Below are 25,922 nucleotides of genomic sequence, written 5' to 3'. Positions count from 1 at the left end.
AAATGAAAAGATTAAAGGATTTAAAGCTAAGTGTAAAGTTGATATTAAGTTTTGGGGTTATTATTTGCTTGAGTTCTTTGGTAGCATTATTAGGAATTAAGAATATAGCTGGCTTAGCAAAAGGAGATTTACAGCTTTATGAAGAGAAAATGGTTCCACTTGTTTGGTTAGGAGAGTTAACCACCTCTTTTCAAGAACAACGCGTACAAATAAATGAGCTCATTATTGAAAAGGTAGGTAAAGAAAAACAATTAAAATATGAGGCAATACTAGAAACACAAAAAAAAGTAGATGAACTTATAGAAAAATTAGATAATGCTTATTTGGATAGTACAAATAAGCAAAGATTCGAGGAATTTAAGGCCTTAAATAAAGCGTATGAAAAAGAGATAGATAAAGAGGTTTACTTTTTTTTAGAAAATGATGTAGGTACTATTCAAGATTATCTAACTCAAAATACAGAAATGCTTAAGATGACCAGTGAGGTGCAAGAGCTTATAGGTAAGATAAGAGATCATAAATTAGAGGATGCAAAATTAAAGGTAGTTAACAATCAAAATATTGCTCATAAAGCGCAGTTATTTATGACTGAAGCTCTAGTAGGTATTGCTTTTATTTCTATTTTACTTAGTCTTGTTTTGGGAAGAGCTTTAACAAAACCTTTAAATAAACTTGTTAGGGGAGCAGATAAAATAGCAGAAGGAGATTTAAGCATAGCTGTTGAAAGTGATGCAGAAGATGAAGTAGGTAAACTAGCAATTGTTTTTAATCATATGTCTCGTAATATAAGTAATATTATGCAAGATATTAATGGGGCAGCAAAGCAGATAAGAGAAGGGTCTAAGCAGGTAGCAGATGCGAGTGAGGCCCTATCACAAGGGACAATTGAGCAAGCTAGTGCTGTTGAAGAACTTAAAAAATTAATTACTTGTATTAAAGCAGACACTCAAAGAAATGCTGAAAATGCTAATAAGGCAAATACTTTAACAAGTGATGTAGAAACCAATGCTCTAAAGGGGAATGAACAGATGCAACAAATGCTGAATGCTATGGAAGAAATTTTAGCAGCTTCTAAAGACATATCTAAAGTTATTAAGGTGATTGATGAAATTGCTTTCCAAACTAATATACTCTCTCTTAACGCAGCAGTAGAGGCAGCTAGAGCTGGACAACAAGGGAAAGGTTTTGCAGTAGTAGCAGAAGAGGTACGTAATTTAGCAGATAGAAGTGCAAGTGCAGCCAAGGAAACGACTCTCTTAATAGAGGGATCTATGCACAAGTCAGATATAGGTATGAGGCTTGCTCGTGATACAGCAGAAGCACTAAAAAATATTGTTGAAGGTGTACAGCGCACAGCACGTCTTGTGGAAAATGTAGCAGAGGCATCAAATGAACAAGCAAAGAATATTACACGTATTAATAAAGGCATTGAACAAGTAGCAGAAGTGATACAGACAAATTCAGCCACAGCTGAAGAAAGTGCAGCAGCTAGTGAAGAACTTTATGGTCAAGCTGAAATTTTAAAGAGTAGGGTAGATCAATTTAAACTAAAAAATGAATAGATAAGGCCAACTAGGATTTTACTATAAATAAAGAAGAAGTGAGACTTGAAAATACTCACTTCTTCTTTTTTAGGAGAATGCTATTTAGCTTTGAGCTGCAATCATAAGTTTAGGGATGATTTGTTTTTTACGTGAATAAACATCTGCTAAGAAAATACTTTCATCTGACTTAGAGAAATCAAAAGCACGCTCAGCTAACCAACGTTCATTCCCAACGGCCATTATCTCAGTTCCACCTATAATGATATCTGTTACCATTAAAATAGAAAGATCTAAACCTTCTCTAGTAGCTAATTCACGCATTTCAACTAAGAGATCAGCTTTCATAGAAAAGAGGCTTTTGAAATCTCCAGTATTAACTTGAGAAACAGAAATATTATATTTACCAAGTGTGAAATTCTTTTTATCAATATAAAGAATTTCAGAAGCGGAAACACCTTCTAAGGAAGAACCAGCAATGAGTAATGCACGCCCATATTCATAAAGATCGACTTCAGCAATTTGTGCCAGCTTCTTAGCCATATGAATATCATCAGGGGTACAGGTAGGTGACTTAAAGATAAGGGTATCTGATAAAATAGCACTGAGCATAAGTCCAGCAATTTGCTTAGGGGGCATCATATTATTAAGTTCATACATTTTACCAATAATAGTGCTTGTACAGCCTACAGGCTCAGCACGTAAATAAACAGGTGCACCTGTATCAATATTAGCAATGCGGTGATGGTCAATGATCTCAAGTATTTCAGCTTGTTCAATACCAGAGGCACTTTGAGATTTTTCATTATGGTCTACCAAGATGACTTGCTTCTTTTGAATATCGATTAAATGCCTTTTTGAGATAACCCCTTTTACTTTGCCTTCTTCATCTAAAATAGGGAAGTGACGATGGGCTGTATCAAGCATCACTTCTTTTACTTCATCAAGGCGGTCATCCGTTTGGAAATAAACTACATCTTGATTTCTAATGAGATTTTTAACAGAAATACTTTGAGAAATTAATTTAATCGTTTCAAAGAAGGAGTAGCCTGTACACATGATGGCACAGTTTGTAGGTTCAGGTAAATCTAATTTTAAAAGCTCCATATTTTGGTCTGTAATAATAATACAACCTGCGCCAGAATGAAGAGCAAGGTCAATATGCACCTTATTACTACCTGCAATAACAATATCTGTTTCAGAAAGCATAGTATCTTCGGTCATTGAAGCTGTGGCATAGACGTTTCCAGAGACATAAGCATCTGGATAACTTCCTTTAACAATTTTACCATTTAAAACAGCTGCGATATTGATAAAGGGAGTTTTATGTTTTTTGAGAACACTCTCATCCGTAAGACCGATATATGTTTTTGCAATATCAGAAATAGAGATAACACCTGCTAATTTTTGATCATGGTAAAGCACAGGAATCATTTGTCTTTTATGAGAAGTCATAATGTCCCAAGCTTTTTTTACCGAGTCTGCTAAATAGATGGGAGGAACAGTGTAAAAGTCCATATCTCCAACTTGAGGTTTAACATTGTCGATAAAAAGAGGAGTTTCTACTCCAAAATAATCAAGAGCATATTGTGTTTCTTTATTAAGTTTTCCTAAACGTGCGGCAACTACATGAGGGGTTCCTAAGGCTCTTTTAAGATGAGCGTAAGAAATAGCAGAGCAAATGGAGTCCGTATCAGGATTAATGTGGCCAAAGACATAAATTTTTTTTTCCATAAGGTTACCTCCTGGATTGTACATATCGAAGGAATGCTTCAGATTGTCAATAAGTTTATTTTAAGTAAATATCCAGTAATTTATTACATTCATTTATAAAGAAAAAGTAAATTAACTTCTTCTATGAATATTTAGATGAGAATGAATGTAAAATAAACATAACAATAGGAAGAGAAGTTGTCAACTCATAAATGGCATAAACTTGTAGAAACTAATCCATCGAACATTAATATATAAAAACATAAAAACGTTCGATAAATCTCTTGATTTATGGTCTTCAATTTGTTATGATAAACATGTTTCAAAAATAAATGGAATTTTAAGGATACGAAAGGACGTGTAAGCCATGCCAACTAAAGTGATAATAGGTGCCCAATGGGGAGATGAAGGAAAAGCAAAAATCATAGATATTTTATCTGAGAAAGCAGATGTTGTTGTACGTTGCCAAGGTGGTAACAATGCAGGACATACTGTAGCAGTAGATGGAGACGTTTATAAGTTCCAACTTATACCTTCGGGCATATTATACAGTGGCAAAAAATGTGTAGTAGGCAATGGTGTAGTTATCGATCCAGAAGGTATCTTAAGTGAAATAGATGGCTTAGTTGCCAAGCACATTGATGTAAGTACTTTAAGAATAAGTTCAAGAGCACATCTTGTTATGCCCTACCATAAAGCACTTGATAAAGCAAAAGAAACGATTGCTGCTCAAGATGGCAAAGATATTGGAACAACCATGAAGGGAATTGGGCCTTGCTATATGGATAAAGCAGAGCGTTCAGGGATTCGTGTGTGTGATTTGTATCATGAAGAAGTATTTGCACAAAAGGTAAGAGAAAATGTAAAAGTAAAAAATGCTATGCTCAAATATGTTTATAATCAAGAGATACAATTTGATGCAGAAGAAATCATCACAAATTATAAAAAGTATGCAGAGCGTTTAAAACAATATGTAGATGATACCACGGTAACAGTGTATGAAGCTATTAAAGAGGGCAAAGAAGTATTATTTGAGGGCGCACAAGGCACACTTCTGGACCTTGACCTTGGGACGTATCCTTATGTAACTTCCTCACATCCCATTACAGGTGGTGCTTGTATAGGGGCAGGGATTGGCCCCACTATGATTGATGAATGTATAGGTGTTATGAAAGGGTACATTACCCGTGTAGGGAAAGGACCTTTTCCTACAGAGCTTCATGATGAAATTGGTGACCGCATTAGAGAAGAAGGACATGAGTTTGGAACGGTAACAGGTAGACCTAGAAGATGTGGATGGTTTGATGCAGTTATTGGGGAATTTGCTGTAAGAACAAGTGGTTTGACACAAATTGCACTTAATAAAATAGATGTCCTTAAAGATTTGGAAAAAGTTAAAATCTGTGTAGCTTATGAATTCAATGGTGAAAGAATTAAGTATTTTCCAGCAAGTCTTGAAGATTTAGAGCTTTGTAAACCAGTTTACGAAGAGTTGGAGGGTTGGGGAGATATTTCTCATATCCGTACGTATCAAGAACTTCCAGAGTCAGTTAAAAAGTATTTAACAAGAATTGAAGAGCTTTGTGGGTGTAAAATTACAATGGTAGGTGTAGGACCTAATAGAGATCAAAATATTATAATCGAATAAAAAGAGCAAACAAAGAGCCTGGTACTTCACGAGTGTTATGAGAGTACCAGGTTCTTTTTTAGTGTAGACCTATGAATTTAAGATTGGAAATATAAAATATATGGTATACTACATAGGTGAGGAGGAAGAGATATGCTGAAAAAATTATTAATAGGTGGTATTTTGGTAGTAGGGGCTATTTTTATAGGTATAAAAATGATGCCTGTGGGAGAAAAAATAGATCCACTTGTATATTTTGACGAATTTAAAAATAATGGAATCAATCTAGTATATAAAGATCAACGTATTGATTTAGAGGAACCAGTATTATTAGAAGATGCTAAGATTTATGTTTCTTATGACTTTGCTAGAAATTATGTAAGTGACACCATTTACTATGATAAAACAGAAAAGATACTGACTATCACAACACTTGAGGAGCTTTTACGTATGACTCCGGATAGTAAAGAAGGGGTATTAAATGGTGAAACGATTAGTTTAGAAGCACCTATTATCGAAAGAGGTGGAAAGCTCTATTTACCAGAGAGTTTATTGGAAGAACGTTTTAAAGTGGATGTGTATGTCACTTTAGAAGATCAATTATTTGTAGCAGTAGATTTAAAAGAAGCGAGGGAAACAGCTAAAGTAAAAAGTAAAACAGAACTTAGAACGCATCCACAGTATAAATCGACTTATATGGATAACCTCCAAAGGGGAGAGCAAGTCGTTATTTATAAAGAAGAAGGGGAATTTTTAAGAGTACAAAGTGAAAAAGGCTTTATAGGTTTTATCCCAAAAGGAGCTGTGAAAGAGAGGACTCAGCAAGCAGGTTTAACTGTAGAAGAGGAAATCCTTCCTAAACCATCTAATCCTCTTAATGAAAAAGTTAAGCTTGTATGGGATCAATTAGGAAGTAAAAACCCAGGTAATTGGGGAACTTCTAAATACGATCATGTTACACAAGCGAATGTGATTTCACCTACTTGGTTTGAATTTGCAGATGAAAAAGGGAACTTAATAGATAGAGGCACTGTGGAATATGTGCAAGAAGCTAAAAAAAGAGGGCTTCAAGTATGGCCACTTATAAGTCATAATTTTACAGAACCGGCTCTTACACGAACGATCTTAACGAGTACCAAAAAGAGACAGCATGTCATTGATCAACTTATAGAAAAGGCTGAATTTTATGGTGTAGATGGACTTAACATTGATATTGAAAATGTGCAGTCTGACTTTAGTGCAGAATGGATTCAATTTATGAGGGAGCTTTCTGTTCAAGTTAAAAGTAAGGGGTTTACTTTATCAGTAGATATCTATATGCCATCTAATTGGTCCAATCATTATGCGAGAGTAGAGTTAGCACAGGTATGTGACTACTTCATTGTAATGGCTTATGATCAGCATTGGTCAGGCTCTGAAGTAGCTGGTTCAGTGGCAGAGTTGCCTTGGGTAGAAGAAGGCTTACAAAAAAACCTAGAAGAAGTACCCAAAAGTAAGCTTGTTTTAGGCATTCCTTTCTTTACAAGAGTATGGGAAGAAACGGCAGAGGGACTTAAGTCTGTGCCTTATGGCATGGCTCCTGCACAGAATTTGGTCAATAACTGGGGGGTTGAACCTGTATTAGATCCAAATAGTGGACAGCGTTATGCGCAGGTGCAGAAAGAGGGAAGTCTCTTTAAAGTATGGCTAGAGGATGAGTCTTCTATTAAGCAAAGAATAGGCCTTGTTAATGAGTATGATTTAGCAGGCTATGCAGCTTGGAAGTTAGGTTTAGAAACACCAACTATTTGGAATATACTTGCTGAGATAGAGTAATAAAAATAGACATGTTTTACTAATCTCTTTAATAAAATAAAAAAGGACATAATTTATTAAAGGGGTGAGTGAAGAATGAAACGAAGTAAGATGACAATCCTGATGTTTACATTAGTGGGAATGATTTTTATGGCCTCCTATTTTAAATACGCTACTCAAGCTGTTGAAACAATAGGTCTTGCAACAGCTTCAAAGATTATTATTATTGACCCAGGACATGGAGGCTTTGATCCTGGCAAGCAGGGGATTCAAGGAGAAAATGAAAAGGATCTCAATCTCAAAATTGCTCTTAAGCTAAGGGACTACTTGGAACAATCAGGAGCGGTAGTGGTTATGACACGGACAACGGATGATGATACAGATGGGATGGATGGTGTAAAATATAAGAGTAAGGATATGAAAGAGCGTAAAAAAATTGCAGAAGGTGGAGATATTTTGATTAGTATCCATCAAAATTCTTTTACTCAGCCAAGTGTAAAGGGTGCTCAAACTTTTTATAACAAGAAATCAGATAAGGCAAAGCTCTTAGCAGAACTTATTCAAAGTAGTATTAAAGAGTATGTGGATACCAGTAATCGGAGAGAGCCTAAGGGGAATACAGATTATTATGTACTAAAGGCCACTAGCATACCCTCTGTTATTGTAGAGTGTGGTTTTCTAACTAATCCAGAAGAGGAAAAAAAGCTTAATACAGAAGCCTATCAAGAGGAGATGGCTTGGGGAATTTACCATGGTATTGTAAAATATTTTGAAAAACAAGAAATAAATTAAAATTTTTGGTTTAACAGTATACTATATGTTTCAAAAAAATTTAACCACTTGTGCAGATTTTCGACCACTTGATCAGAATTCATTGAAAACCTCTTGACAAAATGCTAACCTAATAAAAACTACCAGACTTCTAAAAAAGGAGTCTGGTAGTTTTTTATTCATATGGAGAAGAGGCGGTGGTGTGAACAGTTTTTTACGCAGACCGGTATCCGATACAAAACTGCAAGAAGCGGTAACGGGCTACCTAAAACTTTCACAAAAAGGAAGGGGGGAAACGGAAGTAAAACAGATAATAAGGCAATATTGTTTTGAGAAAAGATATGGAAAGTGAGGAGCTTATGAAAATAAAACGAATGGCAAAACCCCTAAAAAGCGTTTCTATCATAAAAAAAGCAAAGAGGCTATTGGCGGTAACGTTGGCTATGCTGATGGTGAACCCGCTTACAAGCTACGGTGCTACTACCTATGCGCAAGAAGCGAAAATCATTACAGCCTTTGCAAAGCTGCCTACAGAGATTGCTAACCAACAGCTGACGGTAGGTATGGAGGAAACAGACATCCGACTGCCAGATACGGTAGATGTGACAATCGGTGCAGAGAACTATATGGCTACGGATAGCGAAGCTGCAGTGATTTTGGACAGTGGTGAGGTGTCTTTAGACGCAAGCACCACCAATTCAGCAATTAGCTTAGATTTAAACGGTGCGGATACCAAACAGAAAGAAACCGAGGAAACTGTTTTGGAAGAGCAGACACTGATGGGCATTACATGGCAAATCAATGCACAGCGCAGCAGTTCGGATACCTTTGATTCCAAGAAAGTAGGGGCGATATTTTACTATGAGCCTGTTTTGCCGGTAGGTTATACCATCTCGGATGGCGTGAGCCTGCCACAAATCACCGTGACGGTAGCGGGGATGATGGCAAGATCAACGATGGGTACAATGTCGTTAGAGTCAGGTGAGGGCTGGTCTTTTGATTCTGCAACCGGTAAGCTCACCATTACATCAAACAATGGAGCTGCAAACTGGTACTTGGATTTCGTTGATAATTCTAGGATTATCAGCATTGAAATTGAATCCCCGGTAACAATTATTTCAATGGAAGCATTTAGTTATTGCTTTAACCTTTCAAGTGTAACCATCTCCGGTTCGGTACAAACGATACAAGACAGTGCGTTTGCACTGTGTGTAAGGCTTAAAAAGATTACGTTTCTTGGGGAAACCCCACCAGTATTCATGAGTAATGTTTTTGAATCTTGTGGGACATTGACTATTATGGTTCCTACTGGGAAAACATCTGTATACACAACTGCCATTGGAGATCAGCTTCCGACTGGTTCGACTATAACGGACGGAATAAGAGTTACAGAAGTAAAGCTGAACAAGGACACATTGAGATTTGATTCTCTCGGAGCAGAAGAGACCCTTATGGCGACTGTGTTGCCTGAAGATGCAACCAATAAAAGCCTTACATGGGATAGCACTAATCCAGCGGTTGCCACAGTAGATGCGAATGGAAAGGTTAAGGCTATTGCAAAGGGAAATACAACAATTTCAGCCACAACCGCTGATGGTATAGGTAGCTCTTGTTTCGTAATTGTACAGCCTCCAACGGTCAAAATCACCACGCAGCCCCAGAGCACATCTGTAATCTATGGTTACACATCCCCCCCTACCCTAAGCGTAGAGGCAGTAAAATTAGATGGTGTACCAGCTGATAAAGAGATTTCCTATAAGTGGATCAAGACTGATTTCCCCCCTATTTTTAGTGAAATTAATGCAAGCTATACGCTTCCCACTGGTCTTGGTGTAGGCACATATGGTTATTACTGCCAAGTCTCATGTGACGGCTATACCGTCAAAAGTGAAACAGCCACTGTCACTGTGGATAAGTCCAGCACAACCTTTGATGGGGGTATCAAGACCTACAAGGGAGCAACGGAAACAAATACCTTTACCTATGGTGATACCATCACCGTGAAAGTAATACCAAAGGCGACCGGCATAGCTCCCCAAACATTTGCCTTGACCCCACCAGTGGCGAACCAGATGGCACTGTTTGTAGGCACTACGCAAATCTCCGACCCTGTGAACGCGGATTGGAGCGGTGTTTATACCATGACCTATGACACCAAAGGCAAGGCTCTTGCTATCGGTAGCAATACCATCACCGCAAAATATGTAGGCAATGTAAGCATGGCAGATTTCAGTGCTGATGTGATGGTGAGCCTAAACAAAGCACTATTATCCATAACGGCTATAGGTAGCCACACATATAATGGAACAAATAATTTCTTGACTGAATTTAGTGGAGAGTCTGGGCTAGATGGTCTTCGTTCCAACGACCAAGTAACGGCTCTTATGTCGATCAGTGTATCAGATGCTAATGTGGGTACAAATAAGCCATTTACAATCAATACTGTGGAGCTAAGAGGCGCAGATAAAGGTTTTTACAGCCTTACCTTCGATGCTGTCTTGTATGTTGTAAATATTACCAAGAAACTGCTTACCTCCGATATGATGTCAAATGTTGATGATGTCACTTATACTGGCACAGCGCATCAGCCAGCACTGAGCGTAACGGATAGAACTCCCACCATCATCAAGCCCAGTGATTATACCGTTTTTTATGGTGAAAACATCAATGCCGGACTCAGCACAGTAACGATTACAGCTACAGAGAACGGCAATTATTATGGCGAGACATATCAGGTATTTACCATTAAAAAGGCTGTACCAGCACTTGAAATATTAGAAGCAAATATGAATGATAAAGTCTTTGGAGATACAGTTCAAGTTGCAGCATCTGTTTCTGGTGTTAACAGTGAACTGCCAACAGGTACCCTGACACTAAAAGAAGGTAGTACTGTTATAGCAACTGCTACTCTTAGCCATGGTTATGGCATTTTGAGCTGGGCGAATGTCCCAACAGGTGACCACAGTGTTATTGTAGAGTACACCGCTGCACCTGATGGTATAGGCAAGAACTATACAGATGCCGAAAGCAGTATAATTACCTTTAATGTTGCCAAGGCAAACCAGAGTGCTCTTAGTATCGATGAGGTTACTGGTAAAAAGTATCTTAGTGATAATTCATTTGCATTGTCAGCCACTGGTGGTAGCGGAATGGGTGGTGTAACCTATTCTGTGCCTGAAGATAACGGCGTACTTTTAATAGAAGGCAACATGGCTATCATTATCGGTGCAGGCAAAGTGACCGTTACGGCTATCAAGGCTGGGGATGACAACTACAACAGAACTACCACAACCCGTGAAATCACCATTGCGAAAGCACCAGCTCCGATCATCCTCTTCCCAACCGCAAGTAGTATCATTTATGGACAGAAACTGTCCGAAGCCGCACTCATAGGTGGCAGTTTTGGGTACGGCAGCTTTGCATGGACAAATGGCGATGCCGTTCCGACCGTAATAAACAGGGGCTACGAGGTAACCTTTACTCCCAATGCAGACACGGTGAAGAACTATGAAACTATTACTAGCACTACTGGAAATGTTGCTGTTACTGTAAGCAAAACCACCCCTGCTGTGACCGTAAATGCGACTGTTTCTGGCGATACAGGAAGCCGTAAGGCTATACTGACAGCTACTGTGGATAGTGTAGGCTATGGCGAAACCCCTACAGGAACTGTGCAGTTTGTGGGCAGCACAAGCGGTAGCGATGTAGAGATTGCAGGAGCAACCGCCATCACTATCACAGATGGTAAGGCATCCTTTAAATGGACGGGGCTTGTTGACCAGATTTATAAAGTCAAAGCAGTTTACAGTGGCAGTAGTAACTACAACACTGCTACCAGTGAAGAAATTAGCTTTGATACCAGCAAAAAAAATCAAGATGTACTTTCAATCAATGAAATCGAGGCTAAGATCTATGGTGACAGCAACTTTACCCTATCAACCAATGGCGGCAGTGGTAAAGGAGCAGTCAGCTACACAAGCTCTGATGACACCATCGTCAGCATTTTCGGTAGTACCGCAACCATCCATAAGGCAGGCACTGTGAGCATTACAGCAACTAAAGCAGAGGATAACAATTATAACGAGGCGAGTACCTCAGTCAGCCTGACGATAGGTAAAAAGGCGGTGACTGTTCGGGCGGACGACAAGCCAGGCATTGTCAAGGGATCGGCAATGCCGGAGCTTACTTATACTGTAACAGGGCTTGTGGAAAGCGACACCTTTACTAGATCCACCATATCCACCACAGCGACAGATACCAATACGGTGGGCGAATATGATATTCTCATCAGCGGTGGAACCCTTACTAATGCCGATAGCTATACGGTTACTTATATAAAAGGTAAACTGACGGTGGTCAATGCGATCTATACGGTGACCGTGGCAAATGGAACTGGAGGCGGCAGTTACAGCGAGGGGCAGACTGTGACCATTACGGCAGATAATCGCAATGGCTATACTTTCACCGGCTGGAGTAGCAACGACAGCGTAACCTTTGCAAATAGTAAGGCAAGCACAACAACCTTTATTATGCCGGGCAAGGCAGTTACTGTCACGGCAAATTACAGCAAAAACAGCAGTGGTGGGGGTTCCTCAGGCGGTGGTTCTTCCTCCGGTGGAAACGGAGCACCGACAACTACCACAACACCGGAAAAGAAGACAAACCAGCCGGTAACAGCAATGGTCCCTATCACAGCAACATTAGGGGCGAATGGTGCGGCAATTGCCTCTATCCCGGATAAAGTGATAAACGATGCCATTACCAACGCACAGTCCGAGGCAATTAGCCAAGGCAAAACTGCAAATGGCATTTTTGTGGAGCTGAACATCACCATGCCCAAGGGTACAACTTCTCTGACGGTAAACCTTACCCGTAGGTCTTTAGAGAGTCTTGTGAGCGCTGGGGTAAGTAGCCTTAAAATCAATGGCTCCCTTGTAAAAGTAAGCTTTGACAAAAAGGCACTGGCAGAAATTCAGAAGCAAAGCACCGGCAATATCAACATTGTCATTGCACCCAAAACAAACCTCTCCGATGCGGCAAAAAAGATAATCGGCAAAAGATCGGTATATGACATTACGGTAGGCTATGGAAGCGGAAAAACAGTATCCAGCTTCGGAGATGGAATTGCAACGGTATCCATCCCGTATACGCCGAGCAAGAACGAAGTAGTTGGAGGCCTATATGCCGTTTATGTAGACGAAAAGGGCAACGCTACTCCCATTGAAGGCTCCGTATATGATGTAAATATGGGCTGTGTGATTTTCACCACCACACACTTCTCCCTGTACGGTATCGGCTACACGGCTCCGTCAGAGAAATTCACGGATATTACAAATCATTGGGCAAAGGAATCCATCGACTATGTGGTGGGCAGAGGACTTCTTTACGGAACCTCCGAAACAACATTTTCACCCAATTCTGCTATGACGAGGGGAATGCTGGTAACAGCTCTTGGCAGGTTGGCTGGTGTGGACACGAAAGTTTATGCTACCAACAGTTTCACTGATGTGAAAACGGACAATGCATTCCGCCCTTACATTGAATGGGCGTATAAAAAAGGTATCGTGCAGGGCACAGGAAACGGCAAATTTGAACCCGACCGTGCCATCACCCGTGAGGAAATCGCAGTAATCTTTGCAAACGATGCAAAGGCAACCGGCTATACCCTGCCAATTACCCGTGAAGCTACAACTTATGTAGATGCTTCTAGCATCGGTAGTGCTTACAAAGACGTTGTAAAAGCCATGCAGCAGGCAGGGCTTATGATGGGCGACAGGAACAATAAGTTTAATCCGAAATCCAGCGCCACCCGTGCGGAGTTTTCCTCCATGCTGAGTCGTTACAGCAAACTGACCATCGACCCTGTCACCGCACAGAGATAGGCACTGAAGAATACTACTATTGAGGGGCATGAGGCGGATGAGAATGGGACAAGAAAAATAAATAGTAGTAAAAAAGTAGCAGGGGCCATCGTTGGCTCTTGCTACTTTTTTACTTTTTAATTTAGCAAAGAATACTTAGAAGTATTTGAAGAAGTTCCTGGGTTTCAGAATAGGTAAGATGAGAGAAAGATAAGCGTATATAAGGACTCGATTCAATAGAAGTGAAGAGACTACCAGGAGCTACTAGTATTCTTTTTTTAATAAGTGCATGAATAAAATCTTCAGAGGTTAAACAAAGTGGTTTAAGCCAGAGAGAAAGACCACCTAGGCTAGGAGAAATTGAAAGCTGATGAGGTAAGTGCTTGAGGGCATTGGCAAGAAGGAGCCATTTTTCTTTATTTTCCTTAAGGAGTTGTTTGCGTGTTGTTTCAAAAAGTGTAGAGGTAAGATAAGTATGCAAAAAACGTTCATTGAAACTATAAGAATTACGTCCTGTAAGTGGGCGAATAAGTTGAAAAGGAAGTGCAACAAAGGAGTAAGATAGTGGGGGTAAATAAACTTTAGAAAACTGATAAAGGTAAATAACACGTTCTTTAGAGAAGTGGCTAAAAAGGGGAGAAGGCTCTGGGGCATGGTATAAAAAGTCACTATAAGTCCCTTCTTCAATAAGGTAACAATCATACAAGGTAGCAAGCTTAATGAGTTGTCTTTTATTAGCATCACTGTAAGTAAGACCCGTTGGATTGTGAAGATTAGGTGAGACAATGATATAGCTAATAGTACCTGTTCGTAAATATTTTTCTAAAACACTTAAATTGAGCCCTTCAGAAGTAAAGGGGACTTCATAAATCTTAGCACCTAAACCTGTTAAAGTAGAAGAAAGTTGTAAATCCCTAAAGGCTTCAACACATATACCAGGTTTAGGATAATGGTGTAAAAGCTCAATAAAAAAGTTTTCAAGCGAATCAGTGAGTCGAATTTGAGCAGCTGAAGCATGGACTGAAAAAGTGGATAGGAAAGAGCAAATGGTTTGTCGTAAACTATTTTGCTCACGGTGCAAGGTATCACTAAAGACATCCCAGCCCTCTTTTTGAATAAGGGAGGTAGCAATGGCTTCACAAAGGCTGGAAGGAAAAAAACTTTGTGAAAATTTTAAGTGAGTGCAATAAAGTGGATTTTCTAACGGAGTAGGAGAGAAGGAAGGTGAAGCTTGAGTATGGGCCACATAGGTACCTTTTCCAATGTAAGCTTTAGCAAGTCCTTGACTTTCTAAAACATTATAAGCACTTACAACGGTATCACGATTGATCCCTAATTCTTTAGCTAAAATGCGGATGGGTGGAAGCTTTGTACCTAGGGATAAGGTGTTATCTTGGATAAGCTGTGCGAGTTGGGTGGCTAATTGTATGTAAAGAGGTGTAGGATTCGTCTTGGAGAGCTGAAGTGTATTAAACATAACTATTTCCTCCTGCTTATAATATAATGTACATAAAATATATATTACAAACAAGCTTGAAATATCAATAGAAGATAAAAAAAAGTGGACTATCTTAAGATAATCCATTAACGGTGGTATTTTTTGAGAAAGCGTATATCTGTCCCAAAGAAAGGGAAGGCAATATAATTACCAATAATGCGTGAAACAATACGATCAGAGTAATAGTTATTCCACTCGTGAGGTTCTAAGTTCGTGGAGATAATGGTAGAAAGCTGATTAAGAAAACGCCCATTAAGAACATCGAATAAGTCGGGACCAATAAAGGTAGAAGAGGATTCTGTTCCAAGGTCATCAATAATAAGTAAATCTACCGAAAAGAGGGTACTTAATAAATCTTTTTCAGTTTCTTCCATATCTTCTCTATGAAAACGTGATTCTTGAAAGAGCTTAAATAACTGAGTGGCTGTTAAATACAACACAGTAAAACCTAGATCAAGTAGCTCTTTTGCAATACAATTGCAAAGAAAAGTTTTACCTAATCCGGTTGGACCATGAAAAATAAGATTTTGTTTGTCTGTATCAAATTTTTCAATAAAAGCAACACAAAAATCTCTAATAGCAGCCATATTTTGATAAGGAGAAAGATTGAATTTTGGATTTATTTCCTGTTCATAGTATTTAAGAGAAAAGGTATGAAAGTTTTCTACTTGTAAAATATTTTTGATATTAGATTGTTCATAAGCAATGGAGATAAGAGCTTGTTTAAAACAAGTACACTTTTTATCACCGATAAAGCCGGTATCCTTGCAATGGGGACAGTGATAATGTACATCCAGATAAGCTTCATTATAACCTGCTTCTACAAGAAGCATTTTTTTTGTAAGGAGCAAATCCTCACTTTGGCGACGAAAATCTTCAAGTGCGGAAGCATTTTGGGCATTTAACATGGTACGTACAAGTTTAATACCACTATTTTGAAGCTTTTCATCAATTGCTTTAATTTCAGGAACCTTTAAATAAACTTCTTCAGCACGTGCTTTTTGAGCTTGAATGGCACGCATGCGCTTTGTATCAAAATCTTTAACTACTTTTTTATACTGAAAGACTTTACTATCCATTTTAAGAACCTCCATTTAATTTACGTTGGACATACTCACGTTCAAGTTTTTGTATTTCATCGAAGTCCCAATTATGTGAATAGATATTGGTGAATTTAGTAGCCTTGTTAGGTGGTTTATTAGGTGAAGGAGAGGTCATGCCAAGTTGTTTTTTAGCTTCCCTAGCCTTGTCAATCAGCGAAATGTCCTCTAGTGACTTCACTTTAGCTTCTGACCAAGAGCGGAGAATGGAGTCTACATAATTAAGACTTGGCTTATTAGTCTGCATAACAGCTCTTTTACAAGCCTCTAATATAAGGTCTGTAGACATACCGTATTCATTAAGCCAACGGTCAATACATTTCTTTTCTGCTAAAGTAATATTGGTTTTAGAAGAGCCTAAAGAGGCTAAAATTTTAAAGTACTTCTTATCTAAAATACCCTTCTCTTTAGCTTGTTCCAAAGTTGTAATGCCATCATCTAACCAGCTGATAGCAACCTTCTCGATATAACGCATAGTAACTTTGGAGTTGGTACTAGCACAGTATTCAATCAGGTATTCAATAAGCTCAAAGGGCATATGTAACCAGTCATATAAGCTAAAGAGTATCTTTTGGTCTGTAAAGGTAAGGAGTCTACCTAAATATTCTTCAGCAATTTTAAAAAGGCGAGGAATATCAGGATCCTTTTCTATATAAATGTTAATTTCCTCAGGGCGATATTCTGGGCGAGAGGAAGAAATAATAGTTTTAGTAAGAGGAAGCTTATTAGCAGAGGTAACAATCTCGGGCTTAATTTGCTTGAATTCTAATTCGAAACATTCACTAGATTCTTCTTTGAAAATAATGACACCTTCTGCATCCCAATAACGTAGAGCTTGAAGAACTTCTGAATAGAGCATGTTAAGTTCCTTGGCTACTTGCTCTAAAGAAAGAGAATCTTTAATAGGTGTTGTACAAAGCGCTAATAAATAAAAATAAACTTTTGAGTATCCGTTAAGTGCCTTAGGCATATAGTCCATAATAAACCAACTAGGTACAGGGACAAAATTTAAATCTGAAGCCACATATTTTACATAGGCCATAGGGCATCTCCTTTACAAAATAATCCTTGTTATGTGTTAGTATTATAGCACATAACAAAGAAAATATGACAACAAAAATAGAAATCCTCTCTTGAAAGGAGAGGATTTCTGAGGATAAGTTGGGGATAAACAGCTGACTTATTAACAAATTTTAAAATAGGAAAATGGGGATACTGTGGATAGCTAATTGTTTAATAAAATATCAGCAATTTGATTAACATTGCCAGCTCCCATAGTGATGACTAGATCACCTGATGAAACGTGACTTGAAAGATAGTTAGCGACTTCTTTAAAATCAGGCATATATAAAGCTTCTTTTCCTAAGCTGTGGATTTTATCAGCAATATCTTTTGCGGAGATATCCCCAGGATTTTTTTCTCGTGCAGCATAAATATCTGTAATAATCACATGATCAGCATCTGAAAGTACGGTAGCAAATTCATTTAGAAAAGCTTTTGTACGTGTATAGGTATGAGGTTGAAAGACGAGGTAAAGCTCATTATGTGGGTATACCTTGGAGATATTTAAAGTGGCACTGATTTCAGTAGGGTGATGTGCATAATCATCAACAACAGTAACATCCTTAAATTTACCCTTTATTTCAAAACGTTGATTCGCCCCAGTAAAAGCCTTTAATCCCCTATTTAGAATATCAAGTTTGATGCCTAAGAAGTGACAGACGCTACAAACAGATAAGCAGTTTAAAATATTATGAGGACCTGGAGAATGAAGGGTAATACGTTCCATAAGAGTCCCTTTATAATAGACATTAAAAGAAGCACAAGCTTCATCATCAAAAGTAATGGCATCTGCATACCAATCTGCAGAGGAATCAAGCCCAAAGGTTTCTACCTGACAAGTTAATGGACGAATAAAGTCTTTTACCTCATCAATAGTAGCATTAATTGCAAGAAAGCCATCAGAAGGAATAGAGGCTGCAAACTTTTGAAAAGAAGTACGAATTTGATGAATATCCTTAAAGTAATCTAAATGGTCTTCTTCAATATTTAAGATGACTCCAATTTTAGGAAAGAAGTCCAAGAAGCTATCACAGTATTCGCATGCTTCTGTAAGAAAGTATTCAGATTTACCTGTACGAATATTACCATTTAAGGTTTTTAAAATACCTCCAACAGTAATAGTAGGGTCTAGATCGGCTGCTAATAAGCCATGACTTAACATAGAGGTTGTAGTGGTTTTGCCATGAGTACCTGCTATACAGATGGGATAGTTATACTCTTTCATCATAAGACCTAAAAACTGTGAACGTGTAACAAGTTTAAGTCCTTTTTGAATGCAAGCTTGAAGCTCAGGATTATCTTGGCTAATAGCGGCAGTATAAACCACAAGTTCTGTATCATCTGCTACATTTTCAGGTGAATGTCCATAATGAACAGAGATACCAAGACTCATTAAATGTTTAGTAGTGAGTGATTCCTTGATATCTGAACCAGTTACAATAAAGCCCTTTTTATGGACGATTTCTGCAAGTCCACTCATGCTAATACCACCGATACCGATGAAGTGAATTTTCTTTTGATATAAAGAGTTAAGATGCGTCATGGGATTAATCCTTTCGAGTGAGAAAAGTTTTATTTGAAATGATAGTAGTATACTCATATCATATGTATGCAGTATATGCTTCTCTCATTATATACCACAAATAAAAAAATTAACAAATCTTTTTTTAGAAGGGTGCAAATGAATGTTTTCTTAAAAGCACTTTTAAATATTCACGTTTTTGCGTATAATAAAGTTAATAAATATCATAGGAATAAAGGAGAAACAAATGATAAAAAAAGTCCAAAAACACGAAAGAATTAGTGTGATTACTAATATTTTAACGAATAATCCGAATAAGATTTTTACTCTTGCTCATTTCTGTGATATTTTTAATTGTGCGAAATCCACAGTTAGCGAAGACCTTGATATCATAAAAGATATTTTTAATCAATACGAGCTTGGTTTTATAGAGACAGTATCTGGAGCAGCAGGTGGTGTATATTTTAGCCCACTTATGACGAATGAGCAAATTCAGCGTTTTACAGGTGAACTTTGTGAGCTTATCAATACTAAAAGTAGGATTATTCCAGGTGGTTATATTTATATGAATGACCTTTTATACTCACCTACTATTTCGAAAAATATAGGAATTGCACTTGCAAGCCTATTTAAAGATACAGAGATTGATTATGTTATTACTGTAGAAACAAAAGGGATTCCTATAGCCTTAATGACAGCTATGGTGCTTAACAAACCAATGGTAGTTGTTCGTAATCAAAGTAGACTTACTGATGGGACGGTTATTCATATGAACTATATTACAGGAAGCAACCATCGTATCAAGACAATGTGTTTATCTACAAAAGCTATTAAAAAAGGTTCAAAAGTGCTGTTTATTGATGACTTTATGAAAGCAGGAGGAACAGCTAAAGGAATTATTGATTTGATACAAGAGTTTGAGTCAGAGATTGTTGGGGTAGGTGTGCTTATGGCTACACAAAAACCGGAAGAAAAATTAGTACAAGATTTTAAAACTTTATTATGGCTTGATACAGTGGATGAAAGTAATAAAGTAGTTGATATTTATAGTGTAGGCACACCTTCTGAACATTAACAACCAAATTGGTTATATAATTTGAATATTGTAAAAAATGGAATAGAATGTTAAAATGATAAATATAGTTTTTAATTTACTATTTCAACAGTACACTGAGGATTTGTATGACATGGTGAGGAGGGGTTGCATGAATAAAGAAGAGATGCTTGCTATGCTATTAGCAGGTGGACAAGGAAGTAGATTGGGTATTCTTACAAAGCAAATTGCAAAACCAGCTGTTATGTTTGGAGGGAAGTATCGTATCATTGATTTTCCTTTAAGTAATTGTATTAACTCAGGAATTGATACAGTAGGAGTATTAACGCAATATGAACCTTTACTATTAACAAAGCATATTGGTATTGGTATTCCTTGGGATTTGGACAGGAAGACAGGAGGAGTAACCATTCTTCCACCTTTTTTAAAAAAAGGAAATGAAGGGTCTTGGTATTCCGGCACAGCAAATGCTATCTATCATAACATCAGATACATTGACGAACAAAATCCAGAATATATTTTGATTTTATCTGGGGATCATGTTTACAAAATGGATTATTCAGCAATGTTAGAAGAACATAAGAAAAATCAATCAGATGCAACCATTGCAGTTATTGAAGTGCCTTTAGAAATGGCCAATCAGTTTGGGATTATGAATACGAATGAGGCAGGGCGTATTATTGAATTTGAAGAAAAACCAGCTAGCCCTAAGAGTAATCTAGCTTCTATGGGAATCTACATATTTACATGGGAGGTTTTAAAAGAAGCTCTCATAAAGGATAATGCGATTCATTCAGATAGTGATTTTGGTAAACATATTATTCCAGATATGATTAATACAGGCAAAGATGTATATGCTTATCATTTCAATGATTATTGGAGGGATATTGGTACCATAGAAGCCTATTGGAAAGCCAATATGGAGTTAACAGACACTGTTCCTATTTTTAATCTATATGATGAATTCTCAAAAATTTATACGAATATTGAGCATCAACTTCCTCAGTATATGGGAAAAAAAGCATTACTTCATCAAGCACTTATTTCAGAAGGATGTGAAATTTACGGTCAAGTATATAATTCCGTTTTAGGTCCACGTGTCATTATTGAAGAAGGTGCCACTGTTCATCATTCCATTATTATGGCAGATACTGTAATTAAGAAAAATGCACACCTAGAAAAATGTATTATATCAGAAAAATCCCAAATTGGTGAAAATACTCAAATTGGAGTAGGAGAGAATATAGTACATATAACAAAACCATACATCTATTCCAGTGGTATTACGGTTATTGGGGATAATACAATCATACCTGATAACATTACAATCGGTAAAAACTGTGAAATAGGTGGACATACTTTGCCAGAGCATTATCCAAATGGAAAATTAGAGAGCGGTCATTCGCTTATCATCTAGGGGGGAAGAACAGTGAGAGCTATCGGTATTATATTAGCAGGAGGCAAGAGAAATACTCTTGGTGTACTTACAAAACAAAGAAATTTGGCAGCTATGCCAGTAGGAGGGTCTTATAGGGCCATCGATTTTGCTCTTAGCAATTTAAGCAACTCAGAGATTAAAAAGGTAGCTATTATTGCCCAATACAGTGCAAGGTCACTTGCTGATCATATTAGTTCTTCTAAATGGTGGGATTTTGGAAGGAAAAAGACAGGGCTTTTTTTATTTACACCTAATATGAGTAGTCAAGAAGGCTTTGGTTTTAAAGGAACAGCAGATTGTATTTTTCAAAATATTGAATTTCTTAAAAAGAGTAATGAGCCTTATGTAGTGATTACTTCTGGAGAACAAGTTTATCGCATGGATTATGAAAAGGTTATTAAATACCATGAAAAAAAGGGAGCAGATATTACCATTGTATGTAAGGATATGAATTCTTACAACGTAGAAGATTATGGAGTTATAGGGCTCGACTATGACAATAAGATGATAGAGTTTGAAGAAAAGCCTCTTAATCCCCAATATACCACTGTATCATTAGGAATCTATGTAATAAGTCGTGAGTTACTTATTAAACTCTTAGAAGAGTTAGAAGCAGATGGTAGGTATAGTATAGTAAATGATATTATCATCCGTTATAGAAAGAAATTAAAAATTTATGGGTATATGTTTGAAGGCTATTGGAGAAGTATTAGGGATATTAATGAGTTTTATCGATTAAATATGGACTTTTTAACACCAGAAGTAAGAAAACTCTTCTTTAAGACCTATCCTTATATTTCTACAAAGGCAAAGGACGAGCCACCGGCAAAATTTAATTCGCAGGTGCATGCAACCAATAGCATTATTAGTGGAGGGGACATTATTAATGGTAAAATAGAAAACTCTGTTCTTTTTAGAAAAGTATTTGTAGGAGAAGGGACAATTGTTAAAGACTCGATTATTATGGAAGGAGTAACAATTGGAAAAGGTTGTGTTATTGAAAATGCCATCCTAGATAAACAGGTATTTGTATCAGATGGACAAAGGGTAGTGGGAACAAAAGATAAAATTATTTTGCTAGAAAAAAGAAATATTGTATAAAATCACTAGTGCCAAGCATACCTATATGCATCATTTATTGAAAAAATTACTTTTAAATGTAAAAAAGTAAAAAAATATTGACTATTTTTTTGAAGTATCATATAATTCAAATAATAAAGCTACTATTAATAGGAAAGCCATCAAGGCACTAGTTAATAACAGGAGGGGTTTTGCTAATGGAAATCACAGATATTAGAGTAAGAAAAATCAATAAGGATGGAAAGATGAAAGCAGTCGTTTCTGTTACTTTTGATAACGAATTTGTGGTACATGATATTAAAGTAATTGAAGGTGACAAAGGTCGTTTCATCGCTATGCCTAGCAGAAAAACATTAGATGGGGAATTTAGAGATATCGCTCATCCTATTAATTCTGAAACAAGAGACCGTATTCAAAACCAAGTTCTTGAAAAGTATGAAATGGTACTCTTATCAGATGAAGTAGCTGTTATTTCAGATGATGAATATGCAGAAATAGGAGAATAGGCAAGTAAAGTTTTAGGTGTTCTTTTATAAGAAACACCTTTTTATTGTTGCATAAATAGACCTAAAGTGAGAGAATAACTAAAGAGAGTAAGTCGAAAGGAAGATTAGAAATGAAAACAAAAGCACTAATACTTGCTGCAGGTCAAGGAACTCGTATGCAATCTGAAAAGTCCAAAGTACTTCATAAAGTTTTGGATAAGACCCTCATCGAATACCCTATTTTAGCTTCTAAGCAAGTAGGCGTTACGGATACCTGTATTATTGTTGGTCATAAAGCAGAAGAGGTTAAGAAGGCACTAGGAGATGAGGTCAGCTATGTACTTCAAAAAGAGCAGTTAGGAACAGGACACGCGGTCATGCAGGCACTTGATTTTATAGGAGATGAAGGGGAAATACTGATTCTCTATGGAGATACCCCTCTTATTACAGGAAATACCCTTGAAAAAATGCTTATTTTTCATCGTGAAAATAAAAATGCTGTAACTGTTTTATCAGCACAAGTAAATAATCCACAAGGCTATGGACGTATTGTGCGAAACAAGGCTTCTGACTTTATAAAAATTGTGGAGCAAAAAGATGCCAGCGAAGAAGAAAAACAAATCAAAGAAATCAATGGTGGCATGTATGTTTTTGAAGCAAAATTGTTAAAACTAGCTTTATCTCAATTAACCAATGATAATGCACAAAAAGAATATTATCTTACAGATACCTTAGAGATTTTATTAAGGGAAGGTTATAAAGTAGATGCAGTTGTAGCAGATGAGATGACAGATATTTTAGGAGTAAACTCTAGAGAGCAATTAGCTGAAGTAACTGAATTAATGAGGAAACGAATTCATCTAAAGCATATGCAAAATGGTGTAACTTTGGTTGACCCTTCCCATACCTATATTGGTATAGAAGTAGAGATAGGAAAGGATACAGTTATTGAGCCGGGCTGTATATTAGAAGGGAAAACAAGTATAGGCGAAGGATGTCGTATTGGTTATCACTCTCGGATAACGAATACCATTCTTAGAGCAGGCGTGGAAGTAGACATAAGTGTTATTACAGATAGTTTCATAGATGAAGACACTCATGTAGGTCCCTTTGCTTATATTAGGCCCAATTCTCATATTGGTAAAAACATTAAGGTAGGAGACTTTGTGGAAATTAAAAATGCTACTATAGGTGATGGAACAAAGATTTCTCATCTTACCTATATTGGTGATGCAGATGTAGGAGAAAAGGTAAATTTTGGATGCGGAACAGTAGTTGTTAATTATGATGGACAAAAGAAGCATCGTACAACAATTAAAGACAATGCATTTATTGGGTGTAATACTAATTTAGTTTCACCAGTAGTTGTAGAAGAAGGTGCCTATACTGCAGCCGGTTCTACGATTACGAAAACAGTTCCAAAGGATAGTTTAGGAATTGCTAGGGCAAAACAAGAGAATAAAGTAGGTTGGGTGGCCAAAAAAAGACAAAAATAATCATAATACATTGCTTTTTATGGATAATGTGATATAATGTTTTGCGAAAAACATGGTGGTATAATATTAAGGAGGACTAACTCAAATGATTAGAAATTACACTGATATTAAGGTGTTTACTTGCAATGCCCATCCGGAACTTGCGAGAGAGATAGCGGAAAAGTTAGATATAAATCTTGGAAAATCGGAAGTGACACGCTTTAGTGATGGCGAAATAGGTGTAAAAATAGATGAAAAGGTACGTGGTACAGACGTTTATATTATTCAACCTACTTCCAGTCCAGCGAATGAACATCTAATGGAGCTACTTATTATGATTGATGCCATGAAAAGAGCATCAGCAGGGCGTATTACAGCAGTTATTCCTTATTATGGGTATGCAAGACAAGATAGAAAAACAAGAGCAAGAGATCCAATTAGCTCTAAGCTTGTGGCAGATATTATCCAAACAGCAGGTGCAGATAGAGTACTTACGATGGATTTACACTGTGCACAAATTCAAGGCTTCTTTAATATTCCAGTAGATCATTTAGTTGGTATGCCTTTATTAACTAAATACTATGCTGATAAATTAGGAGATAATACAGGTGATGTAGTAGCAGTATCTCCAGATTTAGGAAGTGTAGGTCGTGTACGAGCTTTTGCAACGAAGCTAGATACTCCTTTAGCTATCATTGACAAGAGAAGGCCTAAAGCCAATGTATCAGAAATTATGAATATTATTGGAGATGTTAATGGTAAACGTGTTATTTTAGTAGATGATATGATTGACACAGCAGGAACTATTTGTAATGCAGCCAATGCTCTTAAGGAAAGAGGTGCTACAGCAGTTTATGCATGCTGTACACATGGTGTATTATCTGGCCCAGCTATGGAAAGAATACAGGCCTCTGCTATTGAAGAGTTAGTTGTTCTTAATACAATTGTTATTCCGGAAAGCAAAAAAATTGATAAGGTCAAAGAAATATCAGTAGCACCTATTTTTGCAGATGCTATCAGACGTATTCATGAAGACTTATCAGTATCTAAATTGTTTGACTAAAAAGATGGCCTTGTGCCATCTTTTTTTATAACAAGATAAGAGCCCATACGATTTGGTTAAAAATTGCCCATGCATTAAAGAGCTAGAGAGTATAAATTCATGGAAGAGGAAATAATGAATAAGAATTATTTCAAAAAGGAAATAAAATAATGAGAATAGGTATATTGCTTATTAGAGTAAGTCATCAGTATAATAAAATAGGTTACTTGCTAGATAGAAAATGAAATATAAAACATGAAATAATAAATAGTGGAGGAAAAGATGAAACTTATAGTAGGACTGGGTAATCCAGGAACACAATATATGACAACAAGACATAACATTGGCTTTGAAGCAGTAGATACCTTAGCTGAATTAAAAGGCATTGCTATGCAAAAAAATAAATTTAAATCTATAATAGGGGAAGGAACTATTGGAGGAGAAAAGGTTATTTTAATGAAGCCTCAAACCTATATGAATTTAAGTGGTGAAGCGCTAAGGGCATGTATGGATTGGCATAAACTGACGTCAGAAGACATACTTGTTATATATGATGATGTATCTTTGGAAGTAGGACAACTCCGCATCCGAAAGTCAGGAAGTGCAGGAGGACATAATGGTATAAAAAGTATTATTTCACATCTAGGTGGGCAAGAATTTTTGCGCATTAAAGTAGGGGTAGGAGAAAAACCGGCAGGATGGGATTTAGCCAACTATGTATTAGGTAGGTTAAGTGAAGAGGAAATGAAAGTTTTAGGACCGAAATTAAAAGATATTTGTGATGCCATAGAGATGATCCTTATTAAGGGACCTGACCAAGCAATGAATACTTATAATTTAAAAATGAAACGGTGATGAA

The 25,922-nt window shown here is 37.1% G+C and carries 17 protein-coding genes; 12 read left to right on the top strand and 5 right to left on the bottom strand.

All coding sequences use genetic code 11. The features are described 5' to 3' along the window. The first annotated feature begins 2 nt into the window (after window positions 1-2). Window positions 3-1,562: a methyl-accepting chemotaxis protein gene (locus CS063_RS10955; protein ID WP_099449736.1), complete on the top strand. Its 1,560-nt coding sequence runs from the start codon at window positions 3-5 to the stop codon at window positions 1,560-1,562. An 84-nt stretch (window positions 1,563-1,646) separates the two neighbouring features. Here CS063_RS10955 and CS063_RS10950 read toward each other — a convergent pair whose 3' ends face one another. Continuing rightward, complete coding sequence (locus CS063_RS10950) at window positions 1,647-3,275, bottom strand: putative manganese-dependent inorganic diphosphatase (RefSeq protein WP_099449735.1); 1,629 nt, start codon at window positions 3,273-3,275, stop codon at window positions 1,647-1,649. A gap of 346 nt (window positions 3,276-3,621) precedes the next feature. On the opposite strand from CS063_RS10950, the gene CS063_RS10945 reads away from it, so the two are divergent. The 4 genes from CS063_RS10945 (at window position 3,622) to CS063_RS10930 (ending at window position 13,328) form a co-directional block, all read left to right on the top strand. Further along, window positions 3,622-4,902, top strand: a complete 1,281-nt coding sequence (locus CS063_RS10945; protein WP_099449734.1) for an adenylosuccinate synthase — start codon at window positions 3,622-3,624, stop codon at window positions 4,900-4,902. Between the two features lie 132 nt (window positions 4,903-5,034). Continuing rightward, the gene (locus CS063_RS10940) at window positions 5,035-6,696 is read left to right on the top strand and encodes a glycosyl hydrolase family 18 protein (protein ID WP_099449733.1); all 1,662 of its coding nucleotides are present in this window, start codon (window positions 5,035-5,037) and stop codon (window positions 6,694-6,696) included. Window positions 6,697-6,771: 75 nt separating this feature from the next. Further along, window positions 6,772-7,467: an N-acetylmuramoyl-L-alanine amidase gene (locus CS063_RS10935; RefSeq protein WP_099449732.1), complete on the top strand. Its 696-nt coding sequence runs from the start codon at window positions 6,772-6,774 to the stop codon at window positions 7,465-7,467. A gap of 338 nt (window positions 7,468-7,805) precedes the next feature. Continuing rightward, window positions 7,806-13,328 carry an S-layer homology domain-containing protein gene (locus CS063_RS10930; RefSeq protein ID WP_180270762.1) on the top strand — a complete coding sequence of 1,841 codons (5,523 nt, stop codon included), beginning with the start codon at window positions 7,806-7,808 and terminating at the stop codon, window positions 13,326-13,328. A gap of 121 nt (window positions 13,329-13,449) precedes the next feature. On the opposite strand, the gene CS063_RS10925 is transcribed toward CS063_RS10930, so the two are convergent. The 4 genes from CS063_RS10925 to murC form a co-directional block, all read right to left on the bottom strand. After that, window positions 13,450-14,784, bottom strand: coding sequence for an aminotransferase-like domain-containing protein (locus CS063_RS10925; RefSeq protein ID WP_180270761.1), 1,335 nt, complete (start codon window positions 14,782-14,784; stop codon window positions 13,450-13,452). A 107-nt stretch (window positions 14,785-14,891) separates the two neighbouring features. After that, window positions 14,892-15,884, bottom strand: a complete 993-nt coding sequence (locus CS063_RS10920; RefSeq protein WP_180270760.1) for an ATP-binding protein — start codon at window positions 15,882-15,884, stop codon at window positions 14,892-14,894. A 1-nt stretch (window position 15,885) separates the two neighbouring features. Further along, window positions 15,886-16,947: a DnaD domain-containing protein gene (locus tag CS063_RS10915; protein WP_099449728.1), complete on the bottom strand. Its 1,062-nt coding sequence runs from the start codon at window positions 16,945-16,947 to the stop codon at window positions 15,886-15,888. A gap of 183 nt (window positions 16,948-17,130) precedes the next feature. Next, window positions 17,131-18,510 (bottom strand): UDP-N-acetylmuramate--L-alanine ligase, encoded by a 1,380-nt coding sequence (gene murC / locus CS063_RS10910; RefSeq protein ID WP_099449727.1) that lies wholly within the window; start codon window positions 18,508-18,510, stop codon window positions 17,131-17,133. Window positions 18,511-18,736: 226 nt separating this feature from the next. Here murC and purR point away from each other — a divergent pair, with 226 nt between their 5' ends. The 7 genes from purR (at window position 18,737) to pth (ending at window position 25,918) form a co-directional block, all read left to right on the top strand. Next, window positions 18,737-19,564 carry a pur operon repressor gene (gene purR, locus CS063_RS10905; protein ID WP_308415492.1) on the top strand — a complete coding sequence of 276 codons (828 nt, stop codon included), beginning with the start codon at window positions 18,737-18,739 and terminating at the stop codon, window positions 19,562-19,564. Window positions 19,565-19,694: 130 nt separating this feature from the next. After that, on the top strand, window positions 19,695-20,960 hold the full coding sequence (locus CS063_RS10900; RefSeq protein WP_099449726.1) for a glucose-1-phosphate adenylyltransferase: 1,266 nt from the start codon (window positions 19,695-19,697) through the stop codon (window positions 20,958-20,960). A gap of 12 nt (window positions 20,961-20,972) precedes the next feature. Further along, the gene (gene glgD / locus CS063_RS10895; RefSeq protein WP_099449725.1) at window positions 20,973-22,082 is read left to right on the top strand and encodes a glucose-1-phosphate adenylyltransferase subunit GlgD; all 1,110 of its coding nucleotides are present in this window, start codon (window positions 20,973-20,975) and stop codon (window positions 22,080-22,082) included. Between the two features lie 176 nt (window positions 22,083-22,258). Continuing rightward, on the top strand, window positions 22,259-22,567 hold the full coding sequence (gene spoVG, locus CS063_RS10890; protein WP_099449724.1) for a septation regulator SpoVG: 309 nt from the start codon (window positions 22,259-22,261) through the stop codon (window positions 22,565-22,567). A gap of 110 nt (window positions 22,568-22,677) precedes the next feature. Further along, window positions 22,678-24,042 carry a bifunctional UDP-N-acetylglucosamine diphosphorylase/glucosamine-1-phosphate N-acetyltransferase GlmU gene (gene glmU, locus CS063_RS10885; protein WP_099449723.1) on the top strand — a complete coding sequence of 455 codons (1,365 nt, stop codon included), beginning with the start codon at window positions 22,678-22,680 and terminating at the stop codon, window positions 24,040-24,042. Window positions 24,043-24,127: 85 nt separating this feature from the next. Continuing rightward, window positions 24,128-25,084, top strand: a complete 957-nt coding sequence (locus CS063_RS10880) for a ribose-phosphate diphosphokinase (protein WP_099449722.1) — start codon at window positions 24,128-24,130, stop codon at window positions 25,082-25,084. A 261-nt stretch (window positions 25,085-25,345) separates the two neighbouring features. Continuing rightward, a complete protein-coding gene (gene pth / locus CS063_RS10875) occupies window positions 25,346-25,918 on the top strand; it encodes an aminoacyl-tRNA hydrolase (RefSeq protein WP_099449721.1) in 573 nt (190 codons plus the stop codon). Window positions 25,919-25,922 lie beyond the last annotated feature (4 nt).

The organism is Sporanaerobium hydrogeniformans (assembly GCF_002735925.1).
GTDB lineage: Bacteria > Bacillota > Clostridia > Lachnospirales > Cellulosilyticaceae > Sporanaerobium > Sporanaerobium hydrogeniformans.
This window is presented reverse-complemented; position numbering and strand designations above follow the sequence as displayed.